Annotated in this window: 30 protein-coding genes; 16 read left to right on the forward strand and 14 right to left on the reverse strand. The window is 70.9% G+C overall.

Annotated features, from left to right (window positions below; all coding sequences use genetic code 11):
* Positions 1-35 precede the first annotated feature (35 nt).
* A complete protein-coding gene (locus ACO06I_RS11525) occupies positions 36-449 on the forward strand; it encodes an RcnB family protein (RefSeq protein WP_421932711.1) in 414 nt (137 codons plus the stop codon).
* A 39-nt stretch (positions 450-488) separates the two neighbouring features.
* Here ACO06I_RS11525 and ACO06I_RS11530 read toward each other — a convergent pair whose 3' ends face one another.
* Positions 489-2,225 (reverse strand): alpha/beta fold hydrolase, encoded by a 1,737-nt coding sequence (locus ACO06I_RS11530; RefSeq protein WP_421932712.1) that lies wholly within the window; start codon positions 2,223-2,225, stop codon positions 489-491.
* 160 nt (positions 2,226-2,385) lie between these two features.
* On the opposite strand from ACO06I_RS11530, the gene ACO06I_RS11535 reads away from it, so the two are divergent.
* From ACO06I_RS11535 to ACO06I_RS11545, 3 genes are all read left to right on the forward strand, one after another.
* A complete protein-coding gene (locus tag ACO06I_RS11535) occupies positions 2,386-2,598 on the forward strand; it encodes a DUF4287 domain-containing protein (RefSeq protein WP_421932713.1) in 213 nt (70 codons plus the stop codon).
* 114 nt (positions 2,599-2,712) lie between these two features.
* The gene (locus ACO06I_RS11540) at positions 2,713-3,399 is read left to right on the forward strand and encodes an ankyrin repeat domain-containing protein (RefSeq protein WP_421932714.1); all 687 of its coding nucleotides are present in this window, start codon (positions 2,713-2,715) and stop codon (positions 3,397-3,399) included.
* A 14-nt stretch (positions 3,400-3,413) separates the two neighbouring features.
* Positions 3,414-3,803: a hypothetical protein gene (locus tag ACO06I_RS11545; protein WP_421932715.1), complete on the forward strand. Its 390-nt coding sequence runs from the start codon at positions 3,414-3,416 to the stop codon at positions 3,801-3,803.
* Here the strand turns inward: ACO06I_RS11545 and ACO06I_RS11550 are convergent.
* From ACO06I_RS11550 to ACO06I_RS11565, 4 genes are read right to left on the reverse strand one after another with little or no spacing between them, the layout of a single operon-like run.
* Positions 3,787-4,449, reverse strand: coding sequence for an SOUL family heme-binding protein (locus ACO06I_RS11550; RefSeq protein WP_421932716.1), 663 nt, complete (start codon positions 4,447-4,449; stop codon positions 3,787-3,789). The genes ACO06I_RS11545 and ACO06I_RS11550 overlap by 17 nt on opposite strands.
* Positions 4,450-4,508: 59 nt before the next feature.
* Positions 4,509-5,150: a glutathione S-transferase family protein gene (locus ACO06I_RS11555; protein WP_421932717.1), complete on the reverse strand. Its 642-nt coding sequence runs from the start codon at positions 5,148-5,150 to the stop codon at positions 4,509-4,511.
* Positions 5,151-5,164: 14 nt separating this feature from the next.
* Positions 5,165-5,647, reverse strand: coding sequence for a MarR family winged helix-turn-helix transcriptional regulator (locus ACO06I_RS11560; RefSeq protein ID WP_421932718.1), 483 nt, complete (start codon positions 5,645-5,647; stop codon positions 5,165-5,167).
* A 45-nt stretch (positions 5,648-5,692) separates the two neighbouring features.
* Positions 5,693-6,460: a DUF2189 domain-containing protein gene (locus ACO06I_RS11565; protein ID WP_421932719.1), complete on the reverse strand. Its 768-nt coding sequence runs from the start codon at positions 6,458-6,460 to the stop codon at positions 5,693-5,695.
* A 271-nt stretch (positions 6,461-6,731) separates the two neighbouring features.
* Here ACO06I_RS11565 and ptsP point away from each other — a divergent pair, with 271 nt between their 5' ends.
* Together ptsP and ACO06I_RS11575 are read left to right on the forward strand one after the other, a co-directional pair.
* Complete coding sequence (ptsP, locus tag ACO06I_RS11570; protein ID WP_421932720.1) at positions 6,732-8,993, forward strand: phosphoenolpyruvate--protein phosphotransferase; 2,262 nt, start codon at positions 6,732-6,734, stop codon at positions 8,991-8,993.
* Positions 8,994-9,148: 155 nt separating this feature from the next.
* A complete protein-coding gene (locus ACO06I_RS11575; protein ID WP_421932721.1) occupies positions 9,149-10,159 on the forward strand; it encodes a nucleotidyltransferase domain-containing protein in 1,011 nt (336 codons plus the stop codon).
* Here ACO06I_RS11575 and ACO06I_RS11580 read toward each other — a convergent pair.
* The 4 genes from ACO06I_RS11580 to ACO06I_RS11595 all read right to left on the reverse strand — a co-directional run bounded on the left by ACO06I_RS11580 (position 10,156) and on the right by ACO06I_RS11595 (position 12,951).
* On the reverse strand, positions 10,156-10,941 hold the full coding sequence (locus ACO06I_RS11580) for a hypothetical protein (protein WP_421932722.1): 786 nt from the start codon (positions 10,939-10,941) through the stop codon (positions 10,156-10,158). The two genes, ACO06I_RS11575 and ACO06I_RS11580, sit on opposite strands and share 4 nt — an antisense overlap.
* Before the next feature lie 168 nt (positions 10,942-11,109).
* Complete coding sequence (greA, locus tag ACO06I_RS11585) at positions 11,110-11,589, reverse strand: transcription elongation factor GreA (protein WP_421932723.1); 480 nt, start codon at positions 11,587-11,589, stop codon at positions 11,110-11,112.
* A gap of 46 nt (positions 11,590-11,635) precedes the next feature.
* Positions 11,636-12,787, reverse strand: coding sequence for a saccharopine dehydrogenase family protein (locus tag ACO06I_RS11590; protein WP_421932724.1), 1,152 nt, complete (start codon positions 12,785-12,787; stop codon positions 11,636-11,638).
* A 17-nt stretch (positions 12,788-12,804) separates the two neighbouring features.
* A complete protein-coding gene (locus tag ACO06I_RS11595; RefSeq protein ID WP_421932725.1) occupies positions 12,805-12,951 on the reverse strand; it encodes a hypothetical protein in 147 nt (48 codons plus the stop codon).
* Between ACO06I_RS11595 and ACO06I_RS11600 the strand changes: the two genes are divergently transcribed.
* The gene (locus ACO06I_RS11600; RefSeq protein WP_421932726.1) at positions 12,950-13,711 is read left to right on the forward strand and encodes a hypothetical protein; all 762 of its coding nucleotides are present in this window, start codon (positions 12,950-12,952) and stop codon (positions 13,709-13,711) included. The genes ACO06I_RS11595 and ACO06I_RS11600 overlap by 2 nt on opposite strands.
* Before the next feature lie 39 nt (positions 13,712-13,750).
* Here the strand turns inward: ACO06I_RS11600 and ACO06I_RS11605 are convergent, their stop codons facing one another.
* Positions 13,751-14,536 (reverse strand): class I SAM-dependent methyltransferase, encoded by a 786-nt coding sequence (locus ACO06I_RS11605; RefSeq protein ID WP_421932727.1) that lies wholly within the window; start codon positions 14,534-14,536, stop codon positions 13,751-13,753.
* Between the two features lie 288 nt (positions 14,537-14,824).
* On the opposite strand from ACO06I_RS11605, the gene ACO06I_RS11610 reads away from it, so the two are divergent.
* From ACO06I_RS11610 to ACO06I_RS11630, 5 genes are all read left to right on the forward strand, one after another.
* Positions 14,825-15,829: a RodZ domain-containing protein gene (locus tag ACO06I_RS11610; protein ID WP_421932728.1), complete on the forward strand. Its 1,005-nt coding sequence runs from the start codon at positions 14,825-14,827 to the stop codon at positions 15,827-15,829.
* 52 nt (positions 15,830-15,881) lie between these two features.
* Positions 15,882-17,018 carry a flavodoxin-dependent (E)-4-hydroxy-3-methylbut-2-enyl-diphosphate synthase gene (gene ispG, locus ACO06I_RS11615; RefSeq protein WP_421933622.1) on the forward strand — a complete coding sequence of 379 codons (1,137 nt, stop codon included), beginning with the start codon at positions 15,882-15,884 and terminating at the stop codon, positions 17,016-17,018.
* A gap of 95 nt (positions 17,019-17,113) precedes the next feature.
* Positions 17,114-17,578, forward strand: a complete 465-nt coding sequence (locus ACO06I_RS11620; RefSeq protein WP_421932729.1) for a hypothetical protein — start codon at positions 17,114-17,116, stop codon at positions 17,576-17,578.
* Between the two features lie 99 nt (positions 17,579-17,677).
* Positions 17,678-17,971, forward strand: coding sequence for a hypothetical protein (locus ACO06I_RS11625; RefSeq protein ID WP_304700977.1), 294 nt, complete (start codon positions 17,678-17,680; stop codon positions 17,969-17,971).
* Between the two features lie 209 nt (positions 17,972-18,180).
* A complete protein-coding gene (locus ACO06I_RS11630; RefSeq protein ID WP_421932730.1) occupies positions 18,181-18,651 on the forward strand; it encodes a DeoR family transcriptional regulator in 471 nt (156 codons plus the stop codon).
* On the opposite strand, the gene ACO06I_RS11635 is transcribed toward ACO06I_RS11630, so the two are convergent.
* The 3 genes from ACO06I_RS11635 to ACO06I_RS11645 all read right to left on the reverse strand — a co-directional run bounded on the left by ACO06I_RS11635 (position 18,648) and on the right by ACO06I_RS11645 (position 20,440).
* A complete protein-coding gene (locus ACO06I_RS11635) occupies positions 18,648-19,019 on the reverse strand; it encodes a hypothetical protein (RefSeq protein ID WP_421932731.1) in 372 nt (123 codons plus the stop codon). The genes ACO06I_RS11630 and ACO06I_RS11635 overlap by 4 nt on opposite strands.
* A 98-nt stretch (positions 19,020-19,117) precedes the next feature.
* Positions 19,118-19,729 carry a hypothetical protein gene (locus tag ACO06I_RS11640; RefSeq protein WP_421932732.1) on the reverse strand — a complete coding sequence of 204 codons (612 nt, stop codon included), beginning with the start codon at positions 19,727-19,729 and terminating at the stop codon, positions 19,118-19,120.
* 126 nt (positions 19,730-19,855) lie between these two features.
* Entirely contained in the window at positions 19,856-20,440 is a 585-nt protein-coding gene (locus ACO06I_RS11645) for a hypothetical protein (RefSeq protein WP_421932733.1), read from the reverse strand.
* 149 nt (positions 20,441-20,589) lie between these two features.
* On the opposite strand from ACO06I_RS11645, the gene prfA reads away from it, so the two are divergent.
* On the forward strand, positions 20,590-21,666 hold the full coding sequence (gene prfA, locus ACO06I_RS11650; protein ID WP_421932734.1) for a peptide chain release factor 1: 1,077 nt from the start codon (positions 20,590-20,592) through the stop codon (positions 21,664-21,666).
* Here the strand turns inward: prfA and ACO06I_RS11655 are convergent.
* The gene (locus tag ACO06I_RS11655) at positions 21,624-22,874 is read right to left on the reverse strand and encodes a YihY/virulence factor BrkB family protein (RefSeq protein WP_421932735.1); all 1,251 of its coding nucleotides are present in this window, start codon (positions 22,872-22,874) and stop codon (positions 21,624-21,626) included. The two genes, prfA and ACO06I_RS11655, sit on opposite strands and share 43 nt — an antisense overlap.
* 163 nt (positions 22,875-23,037) lie before the next feature.
* Here ACO06I_RS11655 and ACO06I_RS11660 point away from each other — a divergent pair, with 163 nt between their 5' ends.
* The 3 genes from ACO06I_RS11660 (at position 23,038) to ACO06I_RS11670 (ending at position 26,015) form a co-directional block, all read left to right on the forward strand.
* Positions 23,038-23,814: an MOSC domain-containing protein gene (locus tag ACO06I_RS11660; protein ID WP_421932736.1), complete on the forward strand. Its 777-nt coding sequence runs from the start codon at positions 23,038-23,040 to the stop codon at positions 23,812-23,814.
* Positions 23,811-24,680: a peptide chain release factor N(5)-glutamine methyltransferase gene (prmC, locus tag ACO06I_RS11665; protein ID WP_421932737.1), complete on the forward strand. Its 870-nt coding sequence runs from the start codon at positions 23,811-23,813 to the stop codon at positions 24,678-24,680. The genes ACO06I_RS11660 and prmC overlap by 4 nt, the downstream gene beginning before the upstream one ends.
* A 267-nt stretch (positions 24,681-24,947) precedes the next feature.
* The gene (locus ACO06I_RS11670; RefSeq protein ID WP_421932738.1) at positions 24,948-26,015 is read left to right on the forward strand and encodes a DUF4167 domain-containing protein; all 1,068 of its coding nucleotides are present in this window, start codon (positions 24,948-24,950) and stop codon (positions 26,013-26,015) included.
* The last annotated feature ends 102 nt before the right edge of the window (positions 26,016-26,117 follow it).

The following is a 26,117-nucleotide window of genomic DNA, read 5'->3' on the forward strand; positions in this document are numbered from 1 at the left end:
GGGGTGGCCTGAGGGACCACCTCGAAGGATAGCCCATGAAAACGCTTCTCGCCGCCGCCGCCGTCGCCAGCCTCGCGCTCGGCGCGCCCCTCGCCGCCCAGGCCGATCCGGGCGGTCACGGAAACGGCCACGGCAACAAGGGTCACGACAAGGGCCACGAAGCCTCACGTTATCAGGGCGAAGAGCCCCACAACGGCGCCTGGACCCCGCCGGGCCTGGCCAAGAAGCCGGGCGGCATGCCCCCCGGCCAGTACAAGAAGATGTATCGCCAGGGCCAGCGCCTGCCCAGCAGCTACATCGCCCCGCGCTACTACGTGGCCAATCCCGAGGCCAACCGCCTGCGCGAGCCGCCGGCCGGCTATCGCTGGGTCCAGGTGGATAACCAGTACTACCTGGCCCAGACCCGCAGCGGCGTGATCGCCGAGGTGGTCTCGGCCCTCATCCGCTAGACAAGACCGGCCCCTCCCCGCCAGGGGAGGGGTCTTGGCCTATCGGGTCGCCGCCGGCGGCCCGGGTGGCTTGGCGTCCGGCGACCAGTGGGTCGCCGTCCCCGCCGTGACGTACCAGCAGATCACCAGGGCGCAGATCACCGCGCCCGGCACGTAGGAATTGGTGCGCCGGTAGGTGAAGGCCGCGATCACCCCCACCATGGCCAGCAGCGGCACGAACTGGATCGCCACGATGGTGTTCAGGGGTTCGTTGGGCACGGCCAGCAGGCCGGTGACGAACAGGCTGGCGTACTGGATGGCAAGCAGCAGGACAAAGCCCAGGCTCATGGCCAGGGCGGCGGTGAGACAGGCCCGCCCCGCCCCTTCCCCCCGCACCGCCAGGTTGGCGTGCAGGGCCCTCAGGGAGACCAGGAAGAAGGCCATCCACAGCGGCAGATAGGCCAGGGCCATCAGGGCGTGGGGGCCGTCCAGGGGCTTGAGCCCCAGGACCCAGAAGCGGAAGTCCACCTTGAACACCGCGTCGACGGCGACCAGGGCCAGGTAGCCCACGGCCACCGTGGCGACCCCGATGACGGGCCCGAGCAGCCAGGCGTTGGAGAAGGCCGGCTTGCCGCCCCTCAGGAACAGCCCCAGGACCAGGGTCAGCACCCCGTTGAGCAGCGCCCAGACCAGCAGCTGGTTGGTGATGAACTGCGGGAACAGCCTCATGGGGAAGAACAGGTTCCCCAGCTCCATGAAGGTGAAGAAGGTGGCCGCCGGGACCACCGCGGTCAGCATGGCCGCCAGCCACCAGCGGCCGTCGCGCGCGGAGGCCGCCGGCTCGGCGGGATGGGCGAGGCCCGCGAACACCGGCGTCGCCATCAGGACCTGGAAGGTCCCCAGGAGCAGCAGGACGAAACCAAGGAAGCCGACGCCCGTGCCGACCTCCTTCCACAGCCAGATCTGGTCGCCGGGCGGCAGGGGCCGGGCCGCGCCCGAGAGCCTCGTCTGGAACCAGTCCGTCGCGTGGCCGACCCCGGCCGAGGAGAAGTGCTCCCAGGGGTGGGTGACGGGGGGATTGTAGAGCACCTTGGCGGTCCCGGCGGCGGGGTCGCCATAGACGCGGCCCTCCACGACAGGACCGGCCGAGCCGAACATGGCCTGCAGGGCCTTTGACCGGGCCACGTCGGCGCCCTTGGCCACCTGCCACATCAGGGGGGCGAACTCGTCATAGCGGCCGAACACCACGGCGAGGTTGCGCAGGGGGGCCTTGGCGCCCTGGCCGAACACCGCGCCGATGGCCGGCGTCGAGCCCTCCAGCACCACGGCCTGGTAGCCGCCGGGATAGGTCTCGGCGGCGGCGACCACCGGCCCGCCCCCGAGGCTGTGGCCCTCCAGGCCGATATTGTGCGCGTCCACGAAGGGCAGACCCCGAAGGTAGCGCAGGGCCGCGGGTCCGCCGAAGCCCTGGCTCCCCACCGCGCCGCCGGAACCCCCATGTCCGGTCATGTCCATGGCCAGGACCACGAAGCCGCGCCGCGACAGCTCGATGGCGAAGGGGCTCTGCATCTCGCGGGTGTTGATATAGCCGTGGCTGGCCAGGACGCCCGGCGCCGGATGGGCCGCCGTGGCGGTGGCGGGACGATAGAGCAGGCCGCTCATCACCACCCCCTTCTCGCCGGGAAACCGAACGTCGGTGACCGTGACGCCGTGGGTGGTCTGGACGGCGTGGGCCAGGGCCGAGCCCGCCAGGATCAGGATCAGACCCAGGGCCAGCAGCCCCCATTTGCGCAGCATCGGTCGCCTCCCCAGACGGTGTGTCGGCGAGGACTATGGGGGTGGCGGGGAGGTTGGTCCAGGCGTCGGGATGGGATGGGTCAGGGACCGATCCGCGCCCTTGGCGGGCCGGAAGGCGACAATCTTGACCCGCGCGGTCTTCAGCGCTTGAAATCACGACATGACCGACGAACCGATCAAGGGTCCTGCGTCCTATTTCCCCTCCATCGAGAAGAAATACGGCCGCCCCATCGCCGAATGGAAAGCCCTGGTGCGAAAGCGCTATCCGGCCAAGCACATGGAACTCGTGGCCATGCTCAAGGACGAGCATGGGATGGGTCACGGCCACGCCAATGCGATCGTCGCGCACACACTCGCCGAAGACGCGCCCTAGGGGTTCGCTACGCCCGCGGAAGACGGCTATCGAGCGGCGGGGCCCGTCGAAATAACGTCGTTCGACGAACTTGGCCGTTGCGTCTATGCTGCGGGGAAACCCGTGGAGGACGCCATGCGCCATCTCGCCTGCCTCGGACTTCTTCTCGGGCTCTTCGCCGGCCCGGCGGCCGCCCAGGAGACCACGCCCATCTGCCAGGCGGCGGCCGGGGGAACGGGGGCGGAGGTCAAGGCGCTGCTGGCGGGCGGGGCCAGCCTGACCGCGTCGTGCGAGTACGGCTACCACCCCATCCACACGGCGGTTTCGAAGAACAATCTCGGCGCCCTGGAGGCCCTGCTGGCGGCCGGCGCTGACGCCAACGACCCGCACGGCTACCAGGGCCAGGCCCCGATCGTCTCGGTGCAGAGCGCGGCGGCGGCGCGGCTGCTGATCGCCCGGGGCGCCAAGGTCGGCGCCCGCGACAAGAACGGCGCCTCGACCCTGAGCCATGTCGCCTCCAACACCCCGGGTTTGATCTCCGAAGCCGAGGGGGCGGCCATCGCCCAGCTGCTGCTGGACCACGGCTTTCCGGTCGACGCGCAGGACAGGTTCGGCAACACCGCCCTGGCCGACTCCGGCCGCTTCTGCCAGCTGCCCATGGTCCGGGTGCTGCTGGACCACGGCGCCTCGCCCAACCTCCGCTCGGCCGGGGAGACGGTGCTGGGGCGCCTGCATCCTGAATATTACGCCGACGATCCGTCCAAGCAGGCCGCCTGCCGCCAGGTGCAGGCCCTGCTGATCGCCCACGGGGCGGTGAAGTGAGGGTCCGGCGGGGGATGGCGGCCCTGGCGCTGGCCGGTTGCCTCGCGGCCCCGGCGGCCGCGGCGCAGGAGGCCAAGACGCCCCAGGACCGCGCCATCGGGGCGCTGACCGTCTTCGCCGTCGCCTATGCCGCCTGGATCTGGGAAGGCCGCTGCCATGAGCTGGACGAGGCCCGGCGCGCCCAGTTCCAGCGGCTGATCGAGGCCGACCTGCTGGGGCTCAACCAGGTCTTCGAACCGCGCCTGGTGGGGGCGGCCACCGGCTCGGGGCGCGACACCGGCCAGGCCGCCGAGTGCGGCGGCAAGAACGCCGGCCTGGCGGCCTTCGGCGTCGAGCAGGCCAGCGACGTGGCCGCGACCCTGAAGGGCCTGCCGCCGGGCTACCGGATCACCGTGACGCCGTAGGACCCGCCTGGCCGGCGCGCGCCACCGGGGCGGCGACCTCGTTGCGGCGCAGGAAGGACGGGGTCCACGGCGGGTCGTAGAACCAGGCGGTGGGCGGACCGGAGACCTTCCAGCCCCGGCCGGCCAGGGCTGCGACAAGCTGGCCTGTGCGGCGCTCGACCGCCGGCCCGTCGCGGGCGCCGGAGAAGCGCAGGACCGCGTAGTCCTGGGCCGGCAGTTCGACGATGGCGACCTGGTCGCTGGTGGGGACCGGCAGGGTGGCCAGGGTGTAGCGGGCCGGCATGATGAACTGCACCTTCCACGACCCCGCGCCGTCGGCGGTCTGGGTCACAGGAGCGGTCATGGCGATGGACTGGGAGCGGCCCGCCGCGCTCTGGGCCACCGGAGCGGTCATGGCGATGGAGGCCTTGGTGGTGTTGCCGCCGAAGATGTAGCCGGCCACCGCCTCGAAGCCGGCGCTGCGCGCCGCGGTGGCCGAGCCGGAGACCGTGGCCTGCGCCGCGAGCCTGGGGCCGTAATGACGGATCTCCACGTCTCCCAGGCGCTCGACGAGGGTGTAGCGAGGCTGTTCGGTCCCCGCGCGAACGCCCACCAGGGCGCCGAGGCCCCCCAGGATCGCCGCCCCCAGCTCCCACGCATTGGCCATCTGATCGTCTCCTCGTCGCCGCAGGTACGCGCCCGACCCAGCGGCGGATGCAAGGGCGATCAGGCCGGCTCGTTCTCGCGGAAGGTGGCCAGCTGGTCCTCCAGGGCCTTGGCGAAGGCGGGGCGGGCCAGGGCGCGGGCGCGGTAGGCGTCCAGATTGGGATAGGCCTTGAGGATGCCGTTCTCCTCCAGCTCGCGCAGCACCGTGGCCATGACGATGTCGCCGGCGGTGAATCGGCCCTCCAGATAGTCCTTGTCGCCCAGCGCGTTGGCCAGGGAGGTCAGGCGCAGGTCCAGCAGGGCCTTGGCCGAGGGGCGGCGGCCCTCCGTCCAGGGCTGGCCGGCATAGAAGGAGTCCAGGCTCAGCAGGTTCTGGGTGTGGGGTTCGATGGAGTTGAGCGCGGCGAAGATCCAGGTGCTGACCCGGGCCAGGGCGGCAGGGTCGCGAGGGGCGAGCGCCTCGGACATGCCGGCCAGGCGCAGGACGATGGCGCCGGACTCGAACATCTCCACCTCGTCGTCGCGATAGGCCGGCACCTGGCCGAAGGGCTGCCACTGGCGGTAGTTCTCGGTGTTCCCGTCGATCAGCACCACCTGATAGGGCAGGCCCGCCTCCTCCAGGGCCCATCGGATGCGCAGGTCGCGGACGAACCCCTGGGCGAAGGGCGGCACCCAGCGGAAGGCGGTGAACTGGATGGTCATGGGGGAAGCTCCTCTCAGGAATCGCAAATCGGGGCGGCGGCCAGTCCCGGACGGGGCGCCGACAGGGCCAGCAGGTCGCCGCGGGCCCGGTCGGGGTCGGCGAGCTCGGCCTCCAGCGCCGCATGGGCGGCCGCCCACAGGGGCAGGGCGGCGGCGAGCCGAGCCCGGCCGGCGGCGGTCAGGGCCACGCGGCGGGCGCGCTGGTCGTCGGGATCGACGCTGACCAGGGCCAGGCCCTCGCGCACCAGGGGCTTCAGGGCGGCGGTCAGGGTGGTGCGGTCGGCCCCCAGGGTGGCGGCCACCTGGCTCATCGGCGCGGGGGCGGGCCCGTTCAGGGCGTTGAGCAGGGAGAATTGGCCGTTGGTGAGGCCCGCCGGCCGCAGCACCTCGTCGAACCGCCGCGCCAGGGCGCGCGCCGCCCGCTGGGTGTGCAGGCACAGACAGGTGTCGCGGACGGCCAGGGTGGTCTGCAGGGAGACGGCGGGGGCGTCGGGCATGCGGCAATTTAAGTTGATATCAACCTAATGAGTCAAGCGACCCGCTCAGGCGGGCGCCGCCACCAGGTCCCCGTAGGCGCGCCAGGTGGCCAGGCCGAGCCAGGGAAAGACGATCACCAGGGCCAGGAAGCCGGTGAGGATGGTCGACAGGGTCAGGACCGAGATCAGCAGGGCCCAGACGATCATCGGCCCGAAATTGGCGGCCACGGTGCGGAAGCTGGTGATGGTGGCGACGAAGACGCTGGTGCCCCGGTCCAGCAGCATGGGGGCCGAGACCACCACCAGGCCGTAGGTGAGGAAGGCGATGGCGCCGCCGATCAGCGAGCCGGCGATCAGCATGCGGTGGCCCTCCGGCGTGGTCAGGGCGAAGGCCGCCAGGGTCGCCACCGTGCGGTAGATGACCCAGGTCGACAGGCCGTAGACGATCTGGGCGATCTGCAGCCAGAAGAAGAAGATCATCAGCAGGGCCAAGCCCAGGATGGCGACGTCGGCCGACAGCGCCCGGGGCACGAACAGCATGCGGGCGAGCGTCGGGCGCTCGCCGCGGGCCAGCAGGGCGCCGGCCTCGTAGAGCCCCATGGCCAGCATGGGCGCCACGAAGACGAAGCCGCAGGTGAGCGCGAACACCCAGAAGGCGCCGCCGGTGGCCACGAAGCTCAGGCTGATCCAGAGGCTGAAGGCCGCGAGCGCCAGGCCGTAGGCCAGCAGCGGCGGCCAGGCCCGCCAGAGATCCTTCCAGGCGCCCCCCAGCCAGCGGAACGGCGCGCCCACGCCGATCTTGTTCACGCGCGGCAGCCCGCCCGATGACGTCATGGTTCCCTCCCCTAAGCCGGCCGCGTCGTTGCGCGTCGGCGCCGGCAGGGTCGGGTGCGGACGGCTTAAGCCGCATTGAGCCAGATCAAGACGGGTTCGAGCGTGGCCGTTCCAGCGCCTAAACTTCCGCCATCCGCAACATTCCTGCGCGCAACCACCGCATTTCCGTCTCCGTTCCGACGTCCAAAGCTGCTAGGGAGCGGACAAGACGGTCGGGCTGGCCGCGGGGCCGTCCGAAGGGGCGGTCAGTTGAGGGAGTGAGACGGGGACGATGGCCATTCCAGGCATCGCCATTCGAGGACAGCGGAGCCTGCTGCGGCAGATCCGCGAGGCGCTGGCCGGCGGCGGGCCCGCGCAGCAGCGACTCGACATGGTGGTGCGGATCATCGCCCGCTCGATGGTGGCCGAGGTCTGCTCGCTCTATATGCGCGGCGCCTCCAACGACCTGGAGCTGTTCGCCACCGAGGGCCTGGACCCCACCGCCGTCCACGTCACCCGCCTGAAGCCCGGCGAGGGCCTGGTGGGCGAGATCATGCGCCTGGGCCGGCCGCTGAACCTGTCGGACGCCCCGAACCATCCGGCCTTCTCCTACCGCCCGGAAACCGGCGAAGACCCGTTCCACGCCTTCATGGGGGTGCCCCTGCTGCGCGGCGGCCGGGCCATCGGGGTGCTGGTGGTCCAGAACCGCACCGAGCGGGTCTATTCCGACGACGAGGTCGAGGACCTGCAGATCGTCGCCATGGTCCTGGCCGAGATGGTGGCCGGCAGCGAGCTGGCCAGCGAAGGCGCCCTGAAGAACGTCGACCTGGTGCCGCACCGGCCCGAACGGCTGAAGGGCGCCAAGTTCGCCGACGGCCTGGCGCTCGGGGTGGTGGTCCTGCACGAGCCGCCGGTGGCCACCAGCAAGCTGCTCAGCGACGACGTGGCCGCCGAGGAGGTCCGGCTGGCCGAGGCCATCGCCAGCCTGCAGGCCCAGATCGACGAGATGCTGGAGGGCCAGCACGGACTCGTCGAGGCCAGCTACGAGGTGCTCGATACCTACCGGATGTTCGCCCACGACCGCGGCTGGAACCGCAGCCTGGAGGACGCCGTCCGCAACGGCCTGACCGCCGAGGCCGCCGTCGAGCGGGTGCGCTCCGAGCACCGCGCCCGCCTGGGCCAGGCCCGCGACCCCTATCTGCGCGAGCGGCTGCACGACCTGGAGGACCTCAACGACCGGCTGCTGCGCCACCTGTCGGGCGACGGCCACAAGGCCCGCGAGCTGCCCCCCAACGCCATCCTGATCGCCCGCAACCTGGGCCCCGCCGACCTGCTGGAATACGACCGCACCAAGCTCAAGGGCCTGCTGCTGGAGGAGGGCTCGGCGGCGAGCCACGCGGCCATCGTGGCCCGCGCCCTGGACATCCCCTGCGTGGGACGCCTGGCCGGCCTGCGCGACAAGGTCTCCGAGGGCGATCCCGTCATCGTCGACGCCGAGACCGGCGAGGCCTATCTGCGGCCCCGGCCCGACGTCATCAAGGCCCTGCAGGCCCGGCTGGAGGTCCGCCAGCAGCGGCAGGCGGAGTTCGCCAAGCTGAGGGACACCCCGGCCTTCACCCGCGACGGCCACAAGATCACCCTGCTGATGAACGCCGGCCTGGATGTCGATCTCGACATCCTGGGGGAGACCGGAGCGGAGGGCATCGGCCTGTTCCGCACCGAGTTCCAGTTCATGGTCGCCGAGGAGATGCCGCGCTTCAACGCCCAGACGGCCCTCTATGGCCGGGTGATGGACGCCGCCGGCGACCTGGCGGTCACCTTCCGCACCCTGGATCTGGGGGGCGACAAGGTGCTGCCCTATCTGGAGGCTGAGCGGGAGGACAATCCGGCCCTCGGCTGGCGCGCGATCCGCATGGGACTGGACCGCCCGGCCCTGCTGCGGCTGCAACTGCGGGCCCTGATCGCCGCGGCGCGCGGACGGCCGCTGCGGATCATGTTCCCCCTGGTGGCCAATGTGGACGAGTTCCGGGCCGCCCGCGCCCTGGTGGACCACGAGATCGCCTGGGCCCAGCGGCGGGGCCGCGCGGCGCCCTCGCGGCTGGAGGTGGGCGCCATGATCGAGGCGCCGTCCCTGATCTGGCACCTGGACGCCCTGCTGCCGATGACCGACTTCGTCAGTGTCGGGACCAACGACCTGATGCAGTACCTGTTCGCCGCCGACCGCGGGAACCCGCGGGTGGCCGACCGCTACGACTTCCTGTCGCCCCCGGCCCTGCGCGCCCTGCAGCAGATCCAGCAGGCCTGCGCCGAGACCGGCACCCCGGTCTCGGTCTGCGGCGAGATGGCCGGCCGCCCCCTGGAGGCCTTCGTCCTGGTGGCGCTGGGCTTCGACCGGCTGTCCATGCCGCCGGCCGGCATCGGGCCGGTGAAGCAGATGGTGCTGGCCTGCGACCGGGAGGCCGCCCGGCGCGGGGTCTCGGCCCTGATCAAGAGCTCGGCCGGCTCGATCCGCAACGAGATCGAGACCCTGGCCCGCAAGATCTCGGCGATCTAGACGGACGCCGAAAAGGCGGGTTAGGCTGCCGCCTCCTGCTGGAGGACTCTTCGTGGCCACAGACAGCTGATCGGGCGGCGCCAGGCGCGCCAGCTTTCCCCCGTTCATCGTTCTCAAGCCCGCGCCGTCGCGCGCCGGCTCGCCACGGATATTCCATGACCCAATCCCACACCCCGGCGCCCGCGGGCGCGACTCCGTTCGCCGACCTGAACCAGGTGCTCCACCAGCTCGTGACCCGCGCCCAGGCGGTGCTCGGCGACAATTTCGTCGGCGCCTACCTGCAGGGCTCTTTCGCGGTGGGCGACGCCGACCAGGCCAGCGACGTCGACTTCCTGATCGTCACCCGCCGCGACGTGACGCTCGCCGAACAGCCGGCCCTGCAGGCGATGCACGCCGAGCTCTTCAAGCTGCCGTCTCCCTGGGCCCAACATCTGGAGGGCTCGTACGCGCCGGCCGCCATCCTCCGCCGCTGGAGCACGGAGCCCCGCGATGCGCCCGATGAGCCCAGGCCGGCGGGCTGGGGGGATCCAGGGATGTCGAACCTGCCGGCCCGGGCCTATCCCTTCCTCTATCTCGACAACGGCGCCGACCGCCTGGTGCGCTCCGAGCACGACAACAACCAGGTCGTCCGCTGGTGCCTGCGGGAGAAGGGGATCGTCCTGGCCGGCCCGCCGCCGGCCGACCTGGTGGACCCGGTGACGCCCCAGGCCCTGCGGGCCGAGATCCTGCCCCTGTTCCGACGGGTCACGGCGCTGTGGCTCGGCGCGCCGGGGAAGATCGACCAGGCCTGGCTGCAGGCCTTCATCGTCACCCTCTACTGCCGGATGCTGCACAGCCTGGAGACCGGGACGGTGACCTCCAAGAAGGCGGCCAGCGCCTGGGCGAAGGCCCGTCTCGATCCGAAATGGGCGGGGCTGATCGACGGCGCCTGGGCCATCGGGCGCTCGGACCTGACGACCAAGCTCGCGCCCGCCGATCCGCAGGCCGTGGCCCAGACCCTGGCCTTCGTCCGCTACGTCGTGAAGTGGGAGGCGATGGCGGGCGCGGCGTCCAAGGGCGCCCACGGCGCCTCGCGGCCGCGCTGGCAGGACGCCGGCGGCCGCACGCGCGGCGGACAGTCGGCCCCTTCCCCCATCCGTCCCGGCGGTCGGGGCCGAAGGGGCTAGGGCGCGGGCGGCGGCCCGGGCGGGGGCGCGAAGGCCAGGGGGGCCACGGCCTCGCCCGGCGTCCCCGCCACCACGCTCCGATAGATCGTCTCGCCGACCGGGCTGTAGGTGATCGCCTCCGTCACCAGCAGGCACCCGATCATCGCGGCCACGCCCCAGAGCCAGGCCGGGTGAACCCGACCGCTCCGCCGCTTGTCGGCCCACATCCCAACGAGGGGGAAGATCAGGCACACCGCAAGGATCGCCTCCCACGCCCAGGGCGCGAGGAGCGGCATCGGCAGCAGCCGCCCGAAGCCGGGGCCGAGCAGGATCGACATCGCGCAGAAATGCAGGCGCCGGTGCCAGTCTGTCTGGCGTCTCATCAGGATCGCCGCCGTGGTCAGGCCCGCGAAGGTGAGCAGCGTCACCGGGTCGAAGACCAGAAACTGCAGCGGCCGGAAGAAGAACGGGACCCCGCCTCGGCGCACGATCGCGATCGTCACGGCGAACCCGAGCACCAGCATGGGTATGATCCAGGCCGCGGCGACCCAGCCAAGACGGCGGTGCAACGTCATGCGGCCCGTCGCCGCGAAGACGTTCTGCAGCAAGTAGATCGTGACCCAACCCATGAACACGATCGCATGGGCGTGGACGAGCGGCGGTGAGGAAAAGGTTGATCGCCCCATCGCCAATTGCACCGAGAATCCGGCGACGATCAGCAGGGCCATGACGCCGGCGCCGCGCAGGAAGAAGCCCTCGTCGCGGCCGGCCGGCGCCGGCGATCCGTAAGCCACTGTGGCCATCTCGTTCCCCCCTGGACCATGTGACGCCGACCGATCAGGCCGGTCGACTGCACCGACACTATTGTGCAGGTTGTCGACCCCGCCAAGCGGCGAACGGCGTTTTCCCAACCATGGCTCGACGATCGGCCTGGCCGCGGACGCCGGGCGCGAATCCTACCTTTGAGGGCCTCAGTCGACGGCGACGATCTCCACCTCGGCGCCCGCCAGCACCGCGGGGTCACCGACGTGCTTGCCCAGCAGGGCGCGGGCCAGGGGGGAGACGTGGGAGACGCTGCCGTGGGCGGGGTCGGCCTCGTCCTCGCCGACGATGCGGAAGGTCTGGCGGCGGCCGTCCTCGCGGTCGATGGTGACCCCGCCGCCGAAGCGCACGGTGTCGGTCTGGCCCGTCGTCTCCACCAGTTGGGCGTTGGCGCGGCGGGCGGAATAGTAGCGCAGGTCGCGGGTGGCGCGCGCCATGGCGGTGCGGTCGGCCTCGATGCCGCCGGCGCTCTGGGCCGCCGTATAGGCCGCCCGCGCCTGCGCCAGGGCCGCGTCGATGGCGGCCAGGCCCTCGACGGTCACCAGGTTCGGGTGGGGCGAGATGGGGCGGTCGGGGAGATCCGCGGCGGTGGCCTCGGCATCCCCTTCCTTGGTGAACGCAACGCTCATGGACAGTTCCTCGGGCTCTGGAGCGTGTAACGCCCGAGAACCGCTTTCAGCTCTCGACCTTGAAGGTCAGGCCCGCCTTGTCCGACAGCCGCTTCACCAGCCGGTCCCCCAGGGCCGCGCCGGGCGTCCAGACGCCGCCGGCCACGTCGGGGGCGTTCACCAGGGCGATGGCGGTCTCGGCGATGATCTTCGAGGTGGAGCCGTAGCCCGGATCCTTGTCGCCATAGACCGACACCTGGACCTTGCGGCCGTCGGGGGCGATGGCGATGAAGAGCGCGTCGTAGAAGCCGGCCTCCCGCTCTTCCTTGCTGGGCCCCTCGCCCGGCTGCGGACCGCCCTCGGCGGGCATGTCGGCGAAGGCGGCCGGGGTGTTGGGGTCGATGATCGACATCTCGTCATAGACGAAGTCGGTCCCGTAGGGGTGGCCCTGCAGCAGGTTCGAACGGTGGACGTTCTTGGTGTTGATGGCCGCCATCATGAAGGGGCCGACATCGGCGCCGACGTCGGGATCGTGTTCCTGCTTGTTCCCCGGAGGCTGGGCGGGTCCCTCGAACCCGGGGGTCAGGGCGAAGGGGTTGATCATCAGGGCGAAGAGGCTGGGGTCCTTCTGCAGGGCGGCCATGGTGGCCCGGCCAGAGGCCGCCGTGCCGCCGGAGAGCCCGCCGCGCATCTTGCGCATCCGGCCCTTCACGCGGGGGACCATGGACCCGAGTTTCGCCTTGGCGGTCGCCTGGGCGAAGTAGACGCCCAGCTCGAAGGGGATGGAGTCGAAGCCGCAGGAGAAGAGGATGCGCGCGCCGCTCTTCTTGGCCGCCGCCTCATGCTTGCCGATCATCTCGGCCATCCAGTTGGGCTCGCCCGACAGGTCGAGATAGTCGGTCCCCTGGGCCGCGCACTCGGCCACCAGGTCCGAGCCATAGAGCTGGTAGGGGCCGACCGTCGTCAGGATCGCCTTGGCGCGGGCGACCATGGCCTTGACCGAGGCCGGGTCCGACGCGTCGGCCACCACCAGGGGGGTGTCCTTGGGGGCGCCGATCTCGCCGCGAACGGCGGCCAGCTTGTCGGCGGATCGGCCGGCCATGGCCCAATTCACCTCGCCGCCAACCCCGTAGGTCTGGGCGAGATACTCGGCCACCAGGCGGCCGGTGAAGCCGGTGGCGCCATAGACGATGATGTCGAATTCGGCCTTGGGGTTCATGAGCGCACCCTCCCTTTTCAATTGGCGGCGACCCTGCCGCGATTGAGGCCGCTGCGCAATTCTTGAGGGCCTGTGGCGCCCAGACCCATTGCGATCTTGGCCGTGCGACGGCAGAGAACGGTCATAGCCTTCTTCATTTCAACGAACCTGAGATCCATTTCCATGTCTGAGATCATTGTTCCGAGACAATTCCGCGGCCCGCCCGTCACCGCCAACGGCGGCTATATCTGCGGCGTGCTCTCCAACGCGGTCGGCGGCCGCGGCAGCGCCATGCTGCGCAGCGGGGTCCCGCTGGACGTCCCCGTCACCCTGACGCCCACCGAGGACGGTGGCGTGGTGCTGAGCAACGCCGAGGGCCAGCCCCTGGGCTCGGCCAAGCCCGCCGCCGACGACGCCATCCCCATGCCGCCGGCCCCGCCCAGCGTCGAGGACGCCAAGCGCTACGCCGCGGCCTCGCGGTTCGCGCAGAAGTCCCTGCACCGCGGCTGCTTCTCCTGCTGCGTGGAGCGCGAGGCCGGCGAGGGCCTGGGGGTCCATGTCGGCCAGATCGAGGGCGCCGAGCCCGGCGTCTGCGCCGGGACCTGGACCCCGCACGTCAACTTCGCCAATCCGGACGGGACCATCCCCGACGAGATCACCTGGGCGGCGCTGGACTGCTCGGGCTCCATGGCCTGGTGGATGAAGACCGACACACCGGTGGGCCTGCTGGGCACCATGGCCGGCGAGGTCCTGGTCAAGCCGAAGGCCGGCGAGACCTATGTCGTCGTCGCCTGGGCCGACAAGGTCGAGGGCCGCAAGCACTTCGCTGGCGTCGCCCTGTTCGACGCCGACGGCAAGGTCATGGCCCGCAGCGGCCAGATCTGGATCGGCCGCCCGCCCGGCGCTCCGCCCTACCAACTGCCGCCGGTGACCGCGACCGCCTAGTCGAGCCTAGGGCCGGACGCGCAGGCGCCCGGTCCTACCTCAGGGCTTCACCGCCCGGGTCGCCAGGCAGGTGGGGAAGTAGCGCGAGCGGCCGGTCTCGCCGCCGCCGCTGTCGTGGTCCTCGAACAGGTGGGTCAGGACCAGGCCCGCCTGGAGCTGGCCGCCGATCTGGGTCTCCAGGCTGTGACTGAACTCAACGGTGTGGTCGCGAGCCACCAGCCGCTCCAACTCCTCGGGCGGCAGGTCGTCGATATCGGCATAGGGCAGCCGGTGGCGCACCACCAACTCGCCCCGGTCCTGGGCCTCGGCGTCGAAGATGTAGACCATCGGGTTCATGAAGCCGGCCAGCAGGGCGCCGCCGGGCCGCAGCACCCGGGCGACCTCGCGCCAGACCGGCAGGACCTCCGGGGCGAAGCAGTTGGAGACCGGGTGGAAGACGAGGTCGAAGCTGGCCTCCCCGAAGGCCGAGAGGTCGTGCATGAAGCCCTGGCGGGTGGCGAGCGACAGGCCGTCGCGGGCCGCCACGGCCTGGTCCTGGGCCAGTTGGCGCGGCGAGGCGTCGAACACCGTCACCCGCGCGCCGGCCGCCGCCAGGATCGGGCCCTGCTGGCCGCCGCCGGAGGCCAGGCCCAGGACGTCCTTGCCGGCGACCTCGCCGAACCAGTCGCGGGGGACGGGCCTGTTGGGGGTCAGCACCACCGACCAGTCGCCCCGGCGGGCGCGGTCGACCGCCTCGGCCGAGACCGGGCGGGTCCAGATGTCGGCGGCCTCGACCCGGCGGTCCCAGCCGGCCTGGTTGATCCCTGGAACGTCCTGCGCGCGCATGTGGCGGGTCCCCTCGCTCGACCTGCCGCCTATAGCGCGACATTCCCCGGCGCGGCGAGAGCGCAAGGCGTCCCGTTTCAGAACAAGCGGCGCCGGAACCTGCAGAAATATGGCCAAGCTCGCGGGCTTCGCCCGTCGCGCGAGTTAACCATCGGTGACCAAATAACGCATTGAATTCCGTAACCTAGCGTGATATCCACACTATTGAATTAACAACTCCGCGAACGCGCGGAGCGGGGCGTCGTCGCGAAGTTAAGTCGCGGTCAAACAGTGGGGTGTCAGGTAGCCATGCCTCTCGATACTGGCGGGGTTACAAATCTGCATTTGCGAGCGGACGGGGATCGCGATCCCGGTCTGCCGGACTCCTACATGCCCACCATGGACACCGGACCAGACATTGGCGCGGCCCTGAAATCGGCGCGCGAGTTCCGCGGCCTGACGCTGCAGGACGTCGCCGATTCCACGCGCATCCGCCGCGCCTACCTGGCGGCCATCGAGGACATGCGCCTGGACGAGCTGCCCTCGCGGCCCTTCACCATCGGCTATGTCCGCGCCTACGCCAACGCGCTCGGCATGGACGGCGAGGCGGCGGTCGAGCGCTTCAAGTCCGACGAGCCGGCCCCCGACGAGCCCCTGCGTGCCCCGGTCGGCGTGCGCCGCGACGGCGACCCGCGGGTCATGGCCATCGTCATCGTCGGCCTGCTGATCGTCGGCGCCATCGTCATGTGGAACATCGCCCAGCGCGCCATGAGCGAGCAGGCGCCCCCGCCCCCCACCGCCCCGGAGGCCGCCGCCGTCGGCGTGGCCCTGGCGCCCGTCACCGAAGGCCCCGTGGCGCTGGGCGCGCCCCTGCCGGCCCCGGTGGAATCCACCACCCCGACCCCCTACGAGACCCCGGGCCTGGAGGCCGCCACCGCCGGCGACGGCTCCAGCAAGGCCGCCGACGACGCCGCCAAGCTGGCCCGCGAGCATCCCGAGAACGTGGTGGCCGCCCCCAGCGAGCCCCTGGCCAGCACCTTCACCGCCAAGGGCCCGGTCTACGGCGCCCCGGCGGCGGCCTCGATCCTGACCCTGCAGGCGCGCAAGCCCACCTCGCTGATCGTGCGGGGAGCCGACAACGCGGTCTATTTCGCCCGCCAGCTGGCGGCCGGAGAGGCCTATCGCGCCCCCATGCTGAAGGGTCTGACCGTGGACGTCTCCGACCCCGCGGCCATGCAGGTCTTCGTCGGCGGACAGAGCAAGGGTCTGCTGCCGGCGGCCCAGACCTCGGTGGCCAAGCTCACCGCCGAATAGTCTCGAAGGGACGGGCTTGGGATTTCCGCCCAAGCCGCCTATTTTCGAGGGCATCATGACCGATCACACCCATCTCCGTCCGTGGCGCGCCATCTCGCGCCGGCCCTCGCGCAAGATCCGGGTCGGGAACGTGGAGGTCGGCGGCGACGCCCCGATCACCGTCCAGTCGATGACCAACACCCTGACGGCGGACGCCAACGCCACCATCGGCCAGATCCGTCAGCTGGAGGAGGCCGGCGCCGACATCGTCCGCGTCTCCTGCCCCGACGTGGAGTCGACGGCGGCGCTGAGCACGATCGTGAAGGCCTCCAAGGTCCCGATCGTGGCCGACATCCACTTCCACTACAAACGCGGCATCGAGGCGGCCCAGGCCGGGGCGGCCTGCCTGCGGATCAATCCGGGCAATATCGGCCGCCCCGACCGGGTGCGCGACGTGATCCAGGCGGCCCGCGACCACGGCTGCTCCATGCGCATCGGCGTCAACGCCGGGTCCCTCGAGCCCCACCTGCTGGAGAAGTACGGCGAGCCCTGCCCCGAGGCCATGGTGGAGAGCGCGCTCGATCATGCCCGCATCCTGCAGGACCACGACTTCCACGAGTTCAAGATCAGCGTGAAGGCCTCGGACATCTTCATGACCGTGGCGGCCTATCAGATGCTGGCCGACGCCATCGACTGCCCCCTGCACGTGGGCGTCACCGAGGCCGGCGGCCTGCGCTCGGGCACCATCAAGTCCTCCATTGGCATGGGCAACCTGCTGTGGGCCGGGATCGGCGACACCATCCGGGTCAGCCTGGCCGCCGACCCCGTCGAGGAGATCAAGGTCGGCTTCGACATGTTGAAGTCCCTGGGCCTGCGCCACCGGGGCGTGAACATCATCGCCTGCCCGTCCTGCGCCCGGCAGGGCTTCAACGTCATCAAGACGGTGGAGGCCCTCGAGAGCCGCCTGGCGCACATCTCCACCCCCATGAGCCTGTCGATCATCGGCTGCGTGGTGAACGGCCCCGGCGAGGCCCTGATGACCGATGTCGGCTTCACCGGCGGGGGCAAGGGGGCGGGCATGGTCTATCTGGCCGGCAAGCCCGACCACAAGATGGACAACGAGGGGATGGTCGACCACATCGTCGCCCTGGTGGAGGCCAAGGCCGCCGAGCTGGACGCCGCCGCCAGGACCCTGGAAGCGGCGGAATAGCCGCAGGCGGGCCGCCCGCGGCGGCGGCGCGCGTTTACCCCGCCGTCATGAACGCCTGACACTGTTTCCTCGTTGAACGTGTTCGGTGCAGTATGATGTCAGTTCCCCCGCCCAAGTCAGTCGACAACCGCCGCGTCCTGGCCCGGATCATGACCCACGAGGTGCTCCGCGGCCTGGCGGCGATGGCGCGGTCGGGCGGCGGGGACATGATCCAGTTCCTGGTGTTCAGCGGGATCTGGAGCGCCAACACCCAGCACCTGCTGGGCATGAAGGGCCGCTACGCCGAACAGAACGACATCCCGCCCGACAGCCAGCGCCGGCCGATCCCGCAGGAGGACCTGGTCCACATGCTCTGCATGCCCGAGGACATCGTGGCCCGCTATGTCGAGACCCTCGAGGCCGACGGGATCGTCGAGCGGGTCCCCGGCGGGCTGGTGGTGCCGGCGGCGGTCTTCACCCGGCCGGCGATGCTGGACGGCAACAACGAGCTCTACGCCCGGGTGATGAGCCTGGTGAGCGCCCTGCGCGGGGTCGGGTTCAGCTTCGGGGAGCCGGCCTGACCGGCGGTCCGCCGACGAATTCAAAGATGACGCCAGCGTCACCACTTGCGCGTGAGCGAGAGCCTTGATTAGGTGCCGCCTCCATAAGGGAGGGACACCATGTCCGCGGACGGCAACTGGAACATCACCATCAACTCGCCCATGGGCGCGCAGAAGGTCACCGCCACCATCAAGACCAATGGCGGCGCCTTCACGGGAACCACCCAAACGCCTGCCGGTGAACAGGCCATCGAAGGCAAGGTCGACGGCGACAAGCTGACCTGGTCCACCGCCATCACCCAGCCCATGCCCATGACCCTGGAATTCGAGGCCACCGTCAGCGGTGACACGATGACCGGAAACGTGAAGCTGGGCGCCTTCGGCAACGCGCCGCTGACCGGCACGCGCGCCTAAGGCTCACTGCGTTCAGATTTCGAGGGGGCGGTTCGGCGACCATGCCGGGCCGCCCTTTTTCGCGCCTCCGACCTGAGAATGTAAACCATTGTCAAAACTCCCCAATTCGGGTGAGTCGGAGATCGCACTGACCCACGACCCTCCCCATAATGGGCGCCTCCGCGGACCGTCGCCGCGGGCCAATCGGGGGCTTGGTCTTGGACAGTGAGTTGAAGGAACGCCTTGCCGTACGCATGGCGATCAGCGCGATCCTGCGCGCCGTGGACACCGTGAACAAGGAACTGGGCGGGGACATCACCCTGGCCCTGGTCTTCGCCGCCGTGCTGGAGGCCAATATCGGCCACCTGTCGCGCACGCCCGAGGCCGCGGCCGGCCTGGAGGGCATGGACCGCGTGCCCCCCGACAGCATGCGCCGGCCGGTCACCGGCGTGGCCCTGGCCGCGACCCTGGGGATTCCCAACGAGACGGTGCGCCGCAAGGTGAAGACCCTGATCTCCCAGGGCTTGCTGGCGCGGGTCGAGGGCGGCCTGATCGTGCCGACCCAGGTGATGGCCGGCGAACAGATGACCCGCATCTGCCGGGCCAGCTTCCTGAACCTGCGTCGCCTCTACATCCACCTGAAGCGGATCGGGGTGAGCCTCGAGGACGACGGCTCGGACCTGGAGGCCCTGCCCGCCTAGAGGCTGGCGGCGCTTTCCACGTCGCGGGCGGCGCCGCCGGCCCGCAGGAAGGCCTCGGCCTCGGCGGTGAGCGCCCAGCGATGCGAGCCCGGACCGAAGGGCTTGCGGAACAGGGGCCGCGCCCCGCGGCTGTCGCGGTCGGAGCCGCTATGGGCGTCGAAGGCCGCCACCGCCCGCGCCCGCAGGCTGAGCTGGACGCCGCCCTCCGGGGAACGGTTGAGGGCCAGGTACTCGATCACCCGGTCACGATGGGCCGAGCCGCCGAAGCGCAGCAGGGCCTCGGCGATCTCGCCCACCAGCGGATCGACGCGGCCGGACGTCTTGGTCCGGCGCGGTCGGCGTTTTTCGGGCTCTAGGATCGACGGCATGTCGCAACCTTACGTGGGCTCTCGCCGGGGCGAAACCCGTCAACGCGCCGTAGGCGAAACATCGGCGCCCAGACTGGGGTGGGAGGCGAACAACTCCCTCAATGATGGTCCTTGGCGGCCGGCGCCACACGCGGAGGGAGCTCTCCGGTGCGGCTCCAGCGGTCGTGCTCGAAACCCTGCTCGGCCACCTGCCAGATCAGGTTCATGTAGTCGCGAGCCTGGGCCGGATCGCCCATGGGATAGAGGACATTGACCTCCGAGCCCGGCTCCAGCTGGGAGATGCGCCGGGCGAGGTCGGCGACCCCCTGCAGCAGGACATGGCGGGCCACCAGCGAATCGATCTTGGCCTTGAGCCCGGCCTTGGCCTGGCGGCTGGGCCAGGGCGACCTCTGGGGGCCGCCCGTGCGCCGCTCCAGCTCCACCAGCAGCACCGCCAGCAGCATCCGGCAGTCGGCGATCAGCCCCACCGGCGAGCGGCCCGAGGCGACGCCGGCCCAGACATCCTTGAACCCCTTGGCGAAGGCCTCGGGGACCTGGTCGCTGAAGGCGGGGGGCTCGGGCTTCTTGGGGGCCTCGGGCTTGGTCGGGGCCGGGTGCAGCGGGCAGGTGCAGACCATCATCGGCTGGGCGAATCCCGCGAAGCCGCAGCGGCAGATGGCCGAATGCCCAGGCGTCGCCGCCGGCGTCGCGGGCGCGCCGTGGTCACTCACCGCCCAGCCTCCCGATTCCGCGACTCAACCGCCCACGCCCCTGAACGACATGCCCCCATGGTCATGGTTAACGACCACCAAAGCCTGGCTTTGGCAAGCCGGCGCCCCGTGACGGGCGAGTGAAGATCAGGAGGGGCGCGGCGCCTGCAGCGCGGCGATCAGCTGATAGGCCTTCTGTGCGTCGGCCACGCCGAACCAGTCGTAGGTCTGGGTGATCCGCATCCCGGCGCCGGAGCCTGAATTACTGTGGGTCTCGATCATGATCGTGCCCCGGCCGCCGCCGGCCATCCTCAACCGCACCGGCCCGATGCTCCGCGCCGCGATGAACACCAGCTCATCGCCCGAGGGGTTGCGGATCAGGGTGAGCAGCCGCTCGCCGGTGATGGCGTGGATCGAGCGCCGGGCCCGCGCGTGGGCTCGCAGGGGCAGGACGATCAGCGCGATCCCCACCGCCAGGACGCTGAGGGGGGCCAGGCTGAAGAACAGCAGCACCAGCCGGCCCCGGGCGTCGGCGCCCAGGGCGGTGAGCAGGAAGGCCGCCGACGCCAGGGCGCCCAGCAGAACCACGGCCCAGCCGGCCCAGCCCAGCAGGCGACCGGCCGTGTCGAAGGCCGGATCGGGCCGGCCGCGCCAGAGCACCGCCTCGCCCGGATTGAGCTGCGCGCGCAGGGCCGCCAAGGCGGCGCCGTCGGGTTCGTTCCGCTCGACCATGCCGTCCCACCGGCGCCTCGCGCCGCCCCTCGCCCGGGGGATCATCGCCGCGTCCGCTCGCGCGCGCAACGTGCCGCGCGGCGCCAGACGTTTGGCAAGCCCGCCCGGGGGCGTTAGAGGAAGCCTCCGTTTTCTCCGGTGATCACCCCGTGCGCCTTCCCCAAGCCAGACTCGACCAGGTTCTCGACCGCTTCCGCGAGATCGAGGCCCGCATGGGCGCGGCCTCGGACGGCCAGGAGATCGTGCGCCTGTCCAAGGAGCATGCCGAGCTCAAGCCGGTGGCCGACGCCGTCATGACCCTCGCCCGCGTGCGCGCCGAGGGGCCCGAGCTTGAGGAGATGGCCGCCTCCGGCGATCCCGAGATGGCGGCCATGGCCCGCGACGAGCTTCAGATCCTCAGCGACAAGCTGCCGGCCCTGGAGCGCGAGGTGGCCCTGCTGCTGGCCCCCAAGGACCGCGACGAGAACGCCTCGGCGATTCTCGAGGTCCGGGCCGGCACCGGCGGCGACGAGGCGGCCCTGTTCGCCGGCGACCTGTTCCGCATGTACCAGCGCTACGCCGCCCTGCACGGCTGGAAGATGGAGATCGACAGCATCTCGGAGGGCGAGGTCGGGGGCTACAAGGAGATCATCGCCTCCATCACCGGCGACGGGGTGTTCGGGCGGCTGAAGTTCGAGAGCGGCGTCCATCGCGTCCAGCGGGTGCCCGAGACCGAGGCCGGCGGCCGCATCCACACCTCGGCGGCCACCGTGGCGGTCCTGCCCGAGGTGGAGGACGTCGACATCGTCATCAACGACGCCGACCTGCGGATCGACACCTATCGCTCCTCCGGCGCCGGCGGCCAGCACGTCAACAAGACCGACTCGGCCGTGCGCATCACCCACCTGCCCACCGGCATCGTGGTGACCTCCTCGGAGAAGTCGCAGCACCAGAACCGCGCGCGGGCCATGAAGGTGCTGCAGGCCCGCCTTTACGACCAGAAGCGCGAGGCCCTCGACACCGCCCGGGCTGACGCCCGCAAGAGCCAGGTGGGCTCCGGCGACCGCTCCGAGCGCATCCGCACCTACAATTTCCCGCAAGGCCGGGTCACCGACCACCGCATCAACCTGACCCTCTACAACCTGCCCAAGGTGATGAGCGGCGATGATCTCGACGATATCATCAACCCGCTGATCGCCGAGGATCAGGCCGCCCGGCTCTCGGCGCTGGAAGACGAGTTCGGCTGAGGCTTGCGCAGGCGGGCGGCGGTCAGCACCCGCTCGGCCTGGTCGCGGCCGTCGATCCAGACCTTCGAGGTCAGCTTCTTCAGGTCCAGGTGGAAGGCCAGGCCCACCGTGTCGGCCATGGCCGCCCCGCGCGCGCCCATGGGCTGGGGCGCGCCGGTGGTGGAGTCCAGCGCCGTCTGGTGCTCGATCTCGGCGTTCAGCTCGGCGCCGATCAGCACCACCATCACCGAGAACCAGATCCACATCATGAAGCCGATCACGGCCCCCAGGGAGCCGTAGGTGGCGTCGAAGTGGGCGACGTTGTTGACGTACCAGGAGAAGCCCAGGGAGCCCCCCAGCCACAGCAGGGCGGCGAACACCCCGCCCGGGCTGACCCACCGCCAGCGGGCCTGGGCGCGGCTGGGGCCATAGCGGTAGACCATGGCGAAGGCGGTCGCGGCCAGCCCCAGGATCACCAGCCAGCGCATCGGCACCCAGACGAGGGCGAAGTCGGCGAGGCCCGCGTCCTTCAGATAGAGCGGCACGGCCACCAAGATGGCGGTGACCAGGGTCAGGAAGACCAGCAGGCCCAGGGTGAAGGCGTAGGTCATGGCCGTGCGGACCACGTAGCTTCGCTTCTCGGACTCGTCATAGGCGATGTTCAGGCCGTCGAAGAGCGCCTTCATCCCCGCGTTGGCGCTCCAGACCGACAGCAGCAGGGAGATGACGAAGGCCGCGCTGAGGGAGGCGTGCGGCCGCGTGGCCAGACGCAGCATCTGGTCGCCGACGATGTCGATGACCGAGCCGGGAATCACCGCGGCGAACTGGACGAGCTGGGTCTGCACGGCGGTGACGTCGTTGATCAGGCCATAGAGCGAGACGAAGACCCCGATGGCCGGGAACAGGGCCAACAGGGTGTAGAAGGTCACGCCGCCGGCCACCGCGCTCAGCCGGTCGCAGGTGATCTCGCGATAGGTGCGCCAGAGCACGTCCTTCCAGCCGCGCATGGGGATGCGGTGGGGGGCGTCGGCCAGGCGGCCGCGGCCGGGCTCGGCCACCTCGAAGGATTCCGGTTCGGCGGCGGCCTGGACGCTGAGCCCCGGCTTGGGCTTGCCGTGACCGCGGGGCCAGAAGGCGGCCAGGGCGGCGAGCGCCAGCCAGGGGGCGGCCTGGATCACCAGGGGGGCCACCTGCTTCGCCGTCCATTTCCTCGCAAACAGCCTGCGCAAGTTCTCCCACCCTCCAGGCGCAAGGCCACAGCTTGAACACCCATTTGCGACAGGCGTTCCGTGGGCCCTGGGCCACCTTAACCCCAAGGCTGGTCCCGAGCGGCGCCATGAATGTGGCGCGGCTTCGGTTGCGCCTCGCCGAGGCTTGCGGCAACAGGGCGGGATGACCGGTCACCTCGCCGCCCTCTATCGCCACCCGATCAAGGGGTTCACGCCCGAGCGCCTGAACTTCGCCGATCTGGCGGTCGGCCAGCCGTTCCCCTGCGACCGGATGTGGGCGGTGGAGAACGGCCCCTCGGGATTCGATCCGGCCGCTCCGGCCTTCATCCCCAAGCAGAAGTTCACCGTCCTGATGGCCATAGCCGACGTGGCCAGGGCGCGGACGGCCTATGACGAGGCCACCGGGACCCTGCGCGCCAGCGCCAAGGGCCAACCCGACTTCGAGGGCGTGATGACCGACCCGGCTGGCCGCGCGGCCTTCGCCGCCTGGCTTACCGCCCTCCTGGGCGAGGAGGTGCGCGGCGAGCTGAAGGTCATCGAGGCGCCCGGCCATCGGTTCATGGACCACCCCCTGGGGCACGTCTCGATCATCAACCTGGCGAGCCTGCGGGACCTGGAACAGAGGATGGGCCGTCCGCTGGATCCCCTGCGATTCCGGGCCAACCTCTATGTCGAGGGCTGGGCGCCCTGGGCGGAGATGGACTGGGCCGGCCGCGAGCTGATGCTGGGCTTCGCGCGGGCCAAGGTGTTCAAGCCCATCGTCCGCTGCGCCGCCACCCACGTCGATCCGGAGACCGCGGAGCGGGACATGGACGTGGTGAAGGCCCTGTTCGACAACTACGGCCACATGTTCTGCGGCATCTACCTGCACGTCACCGACGGCGGCCGGATCACCGTGGGCGACGCCTGCACCGCCCCCCAGATGGAGCCCGTCCGATGAGCCTGACCCTGTTGCAGGCCTGGCAGAGCGCCAAGGCCCGGCTGGAGGCCGCCGGTCTGGGCGGGCCGGTGATCGATGCCCGCCTGCTGGTGGAGGCCGCGGCCGGCGCCACCCGGGCCGACATCGTCGGCGATCCCTACCGCCAGCTGACCGCCGAACAGGAGGCGACGCTGGCCGACTATCTGAGCCGCCGCGAGAACCGCGAGCCGGTGAGCCACATCCTGGGCCGCAAGGGCTTCTGGAAGATCATGCTGTCGGTCACCCCCGACGTCCTGACCCCGCGCCCGGACACCGAGACCATCATGGACGCCGTCCTGCCGGCCTTCCCGGAGGACATGGCCTTCAACGTCCTGGACCTGGGGGTGGGCTCGGGCGCCATCCTGCTGGCCATCCTGGCCGAGCGGCCCGCCGCCAAGGGTCTGGGGATCGACGTCTCCGAAGAGGCCCTGGCCGTGGCCCGCGAGAACGCCGCCAACCTGGGTCTGGCGGGCCGCCTGGCCCTGCTGCGGGGCGACTGGACCGCGGGCCTGGGGGACGAGAGCTTCGACCTGGTGGTCTCCAACCCGCCCTACATCGCCACCGAGGTCATCGAGACCCTGGAGCCGGAGGTGCGCGACCACGAACCGCGCCTGGCCCTGGACGGCGGCCCCGACGGCCTGGACCACTACCGCATCCTGGCGCCCGAGATCCTACGGGTGCTGAAGCCCGGCGGCATGTTCGCCGTGGAGATCGGCTTTGACCAGAAACAGGCCGTCGAGGATCTCTTCCGCGCGGCCGGCGCCCGGGGGGTGACGACCATCCGCGACCTCTCCACCCGCGACCGTGTTGTCACGGGCACGAAAAACCCCTTGGAAACTCGGGTCTGAATCGCTAGATCAGATACCTGTCTCCACCCAATTCGTCGGCGCCCGGGGTTCGGCCTCCTGAAAAGCAGGAATCGAGCACCACACCGACAGGCGCGGCTTCAAGTGGCGCTCGCCTCAGCTCAGGGCGGATGACGGGGAACACTTACGTCTTCAACACGGATCTTGGGCCCCTGGCCCAAGGCAAAGGCGAAAAGGCAAGTCCGCGCATACCAGCATGAGCTGGAGCGCCGGCGGAACGGTTAGCGAATAATGAGAGATTTCAAGGGTATGAAGCGTCAGCGCGGTCGCAATCGCGGCGGCGGTGGTGGCGGCGGGAAACCGCAGCAGCAGAACGCCAACCGGGCGTTCGACTCCAACGGGCCGGAAGGCGCGAAGGTCCGCGGCAACGCCCAGCACGTCTTCGAGAAATACCAGCAGCTGGCGCGAGACGCCTCCACCGCCGGGGACCGGGTCCTCGCCGAGAACTACCTGCAACACGCAGAACACTATTTCCGGGTCGTGCGCGCCATGCAGCCGACCCGTCCGGCCAGCGAGATTCTGGGCCGCGATCAATTCTCCTCCGGCTTCGACATCGACTTCGAGGACGAGAGCGGCGCCCAGGCCGCCGCCCAGGCGGACGCCGACGCCGCCGAGAAGGCCGACAAGGAAGACGGCACCGAGGCCGGCTCCGAAGCCGTCGAGAGCCGCGACCGCAGCGGCGGGGGCTGGCGCGACCGCGACGACCGTCCCCAGGGCGAGAACCGCAGCCGCGACGACCGGCCCCGGGACGAGAACCGCAATCGCGACGACCGTCCCCGGCAGGATCGCCAGGACCGGCCCCGCGACGAGAACCGCAACCGCGACGACCGTCCCCAGGGCGAGAACCGCAATCGCGACGACCGCCCGAGGGACGACCGCCCCAGGGAGGACCGTCCCCAGGGCGAGGCCCGCAACCGTGACGACCGGCCGCGCGACGATCGCCCCCGTGGCGAGCGCACGGACGGCCCCCGGACCGAGGGCGGCGGACGCCGTGACCGCTGGCGCGAGCGTGACGACCGCCCCCGCGAGGACCGCCCCGAGCGCGATCCCCTCGCCGTGGTGGAGCCGCAGAGCGCGCCCCTGGTGGCCGCCGAGACCCGCGGCTCCCCGGTCCTGCGCGACGACGACGGCGGCGAGAGCCACGCCCCGGCCTTCCTGAAGGCCGCCCCGCCGCGGGCGCCCCGCGCGCCCCGCGCCGAGGCCCCGGCCGCCGCCGCGGCGACGGACGAGGCCCCCGCCAAGCCCAAGCGTCGCCGCGCCCCGCGCAGCTTCGAGGGCGGCGAAGGCGGCCCTCCTTCGGAAACCGAAGACGCCTAGAACGCCAGCAAGGCCGGGATCGATGATCCCGGCCTTCGCATTTTGGGGGTCACGCCCCCATATTCCGCTGGTTGCGGGAAACCGCGCGGACGGGTAGCCAAG

The sequence above is a fragment of the Phenylobacterium sp. genome, from assembly GCF_965229015.1.
Lineage (GTDB): Bacteria > Pseudomonadota > Alphaproteobacteria > Caulobacterales > Caulobacteraceae > Phenylobacterium.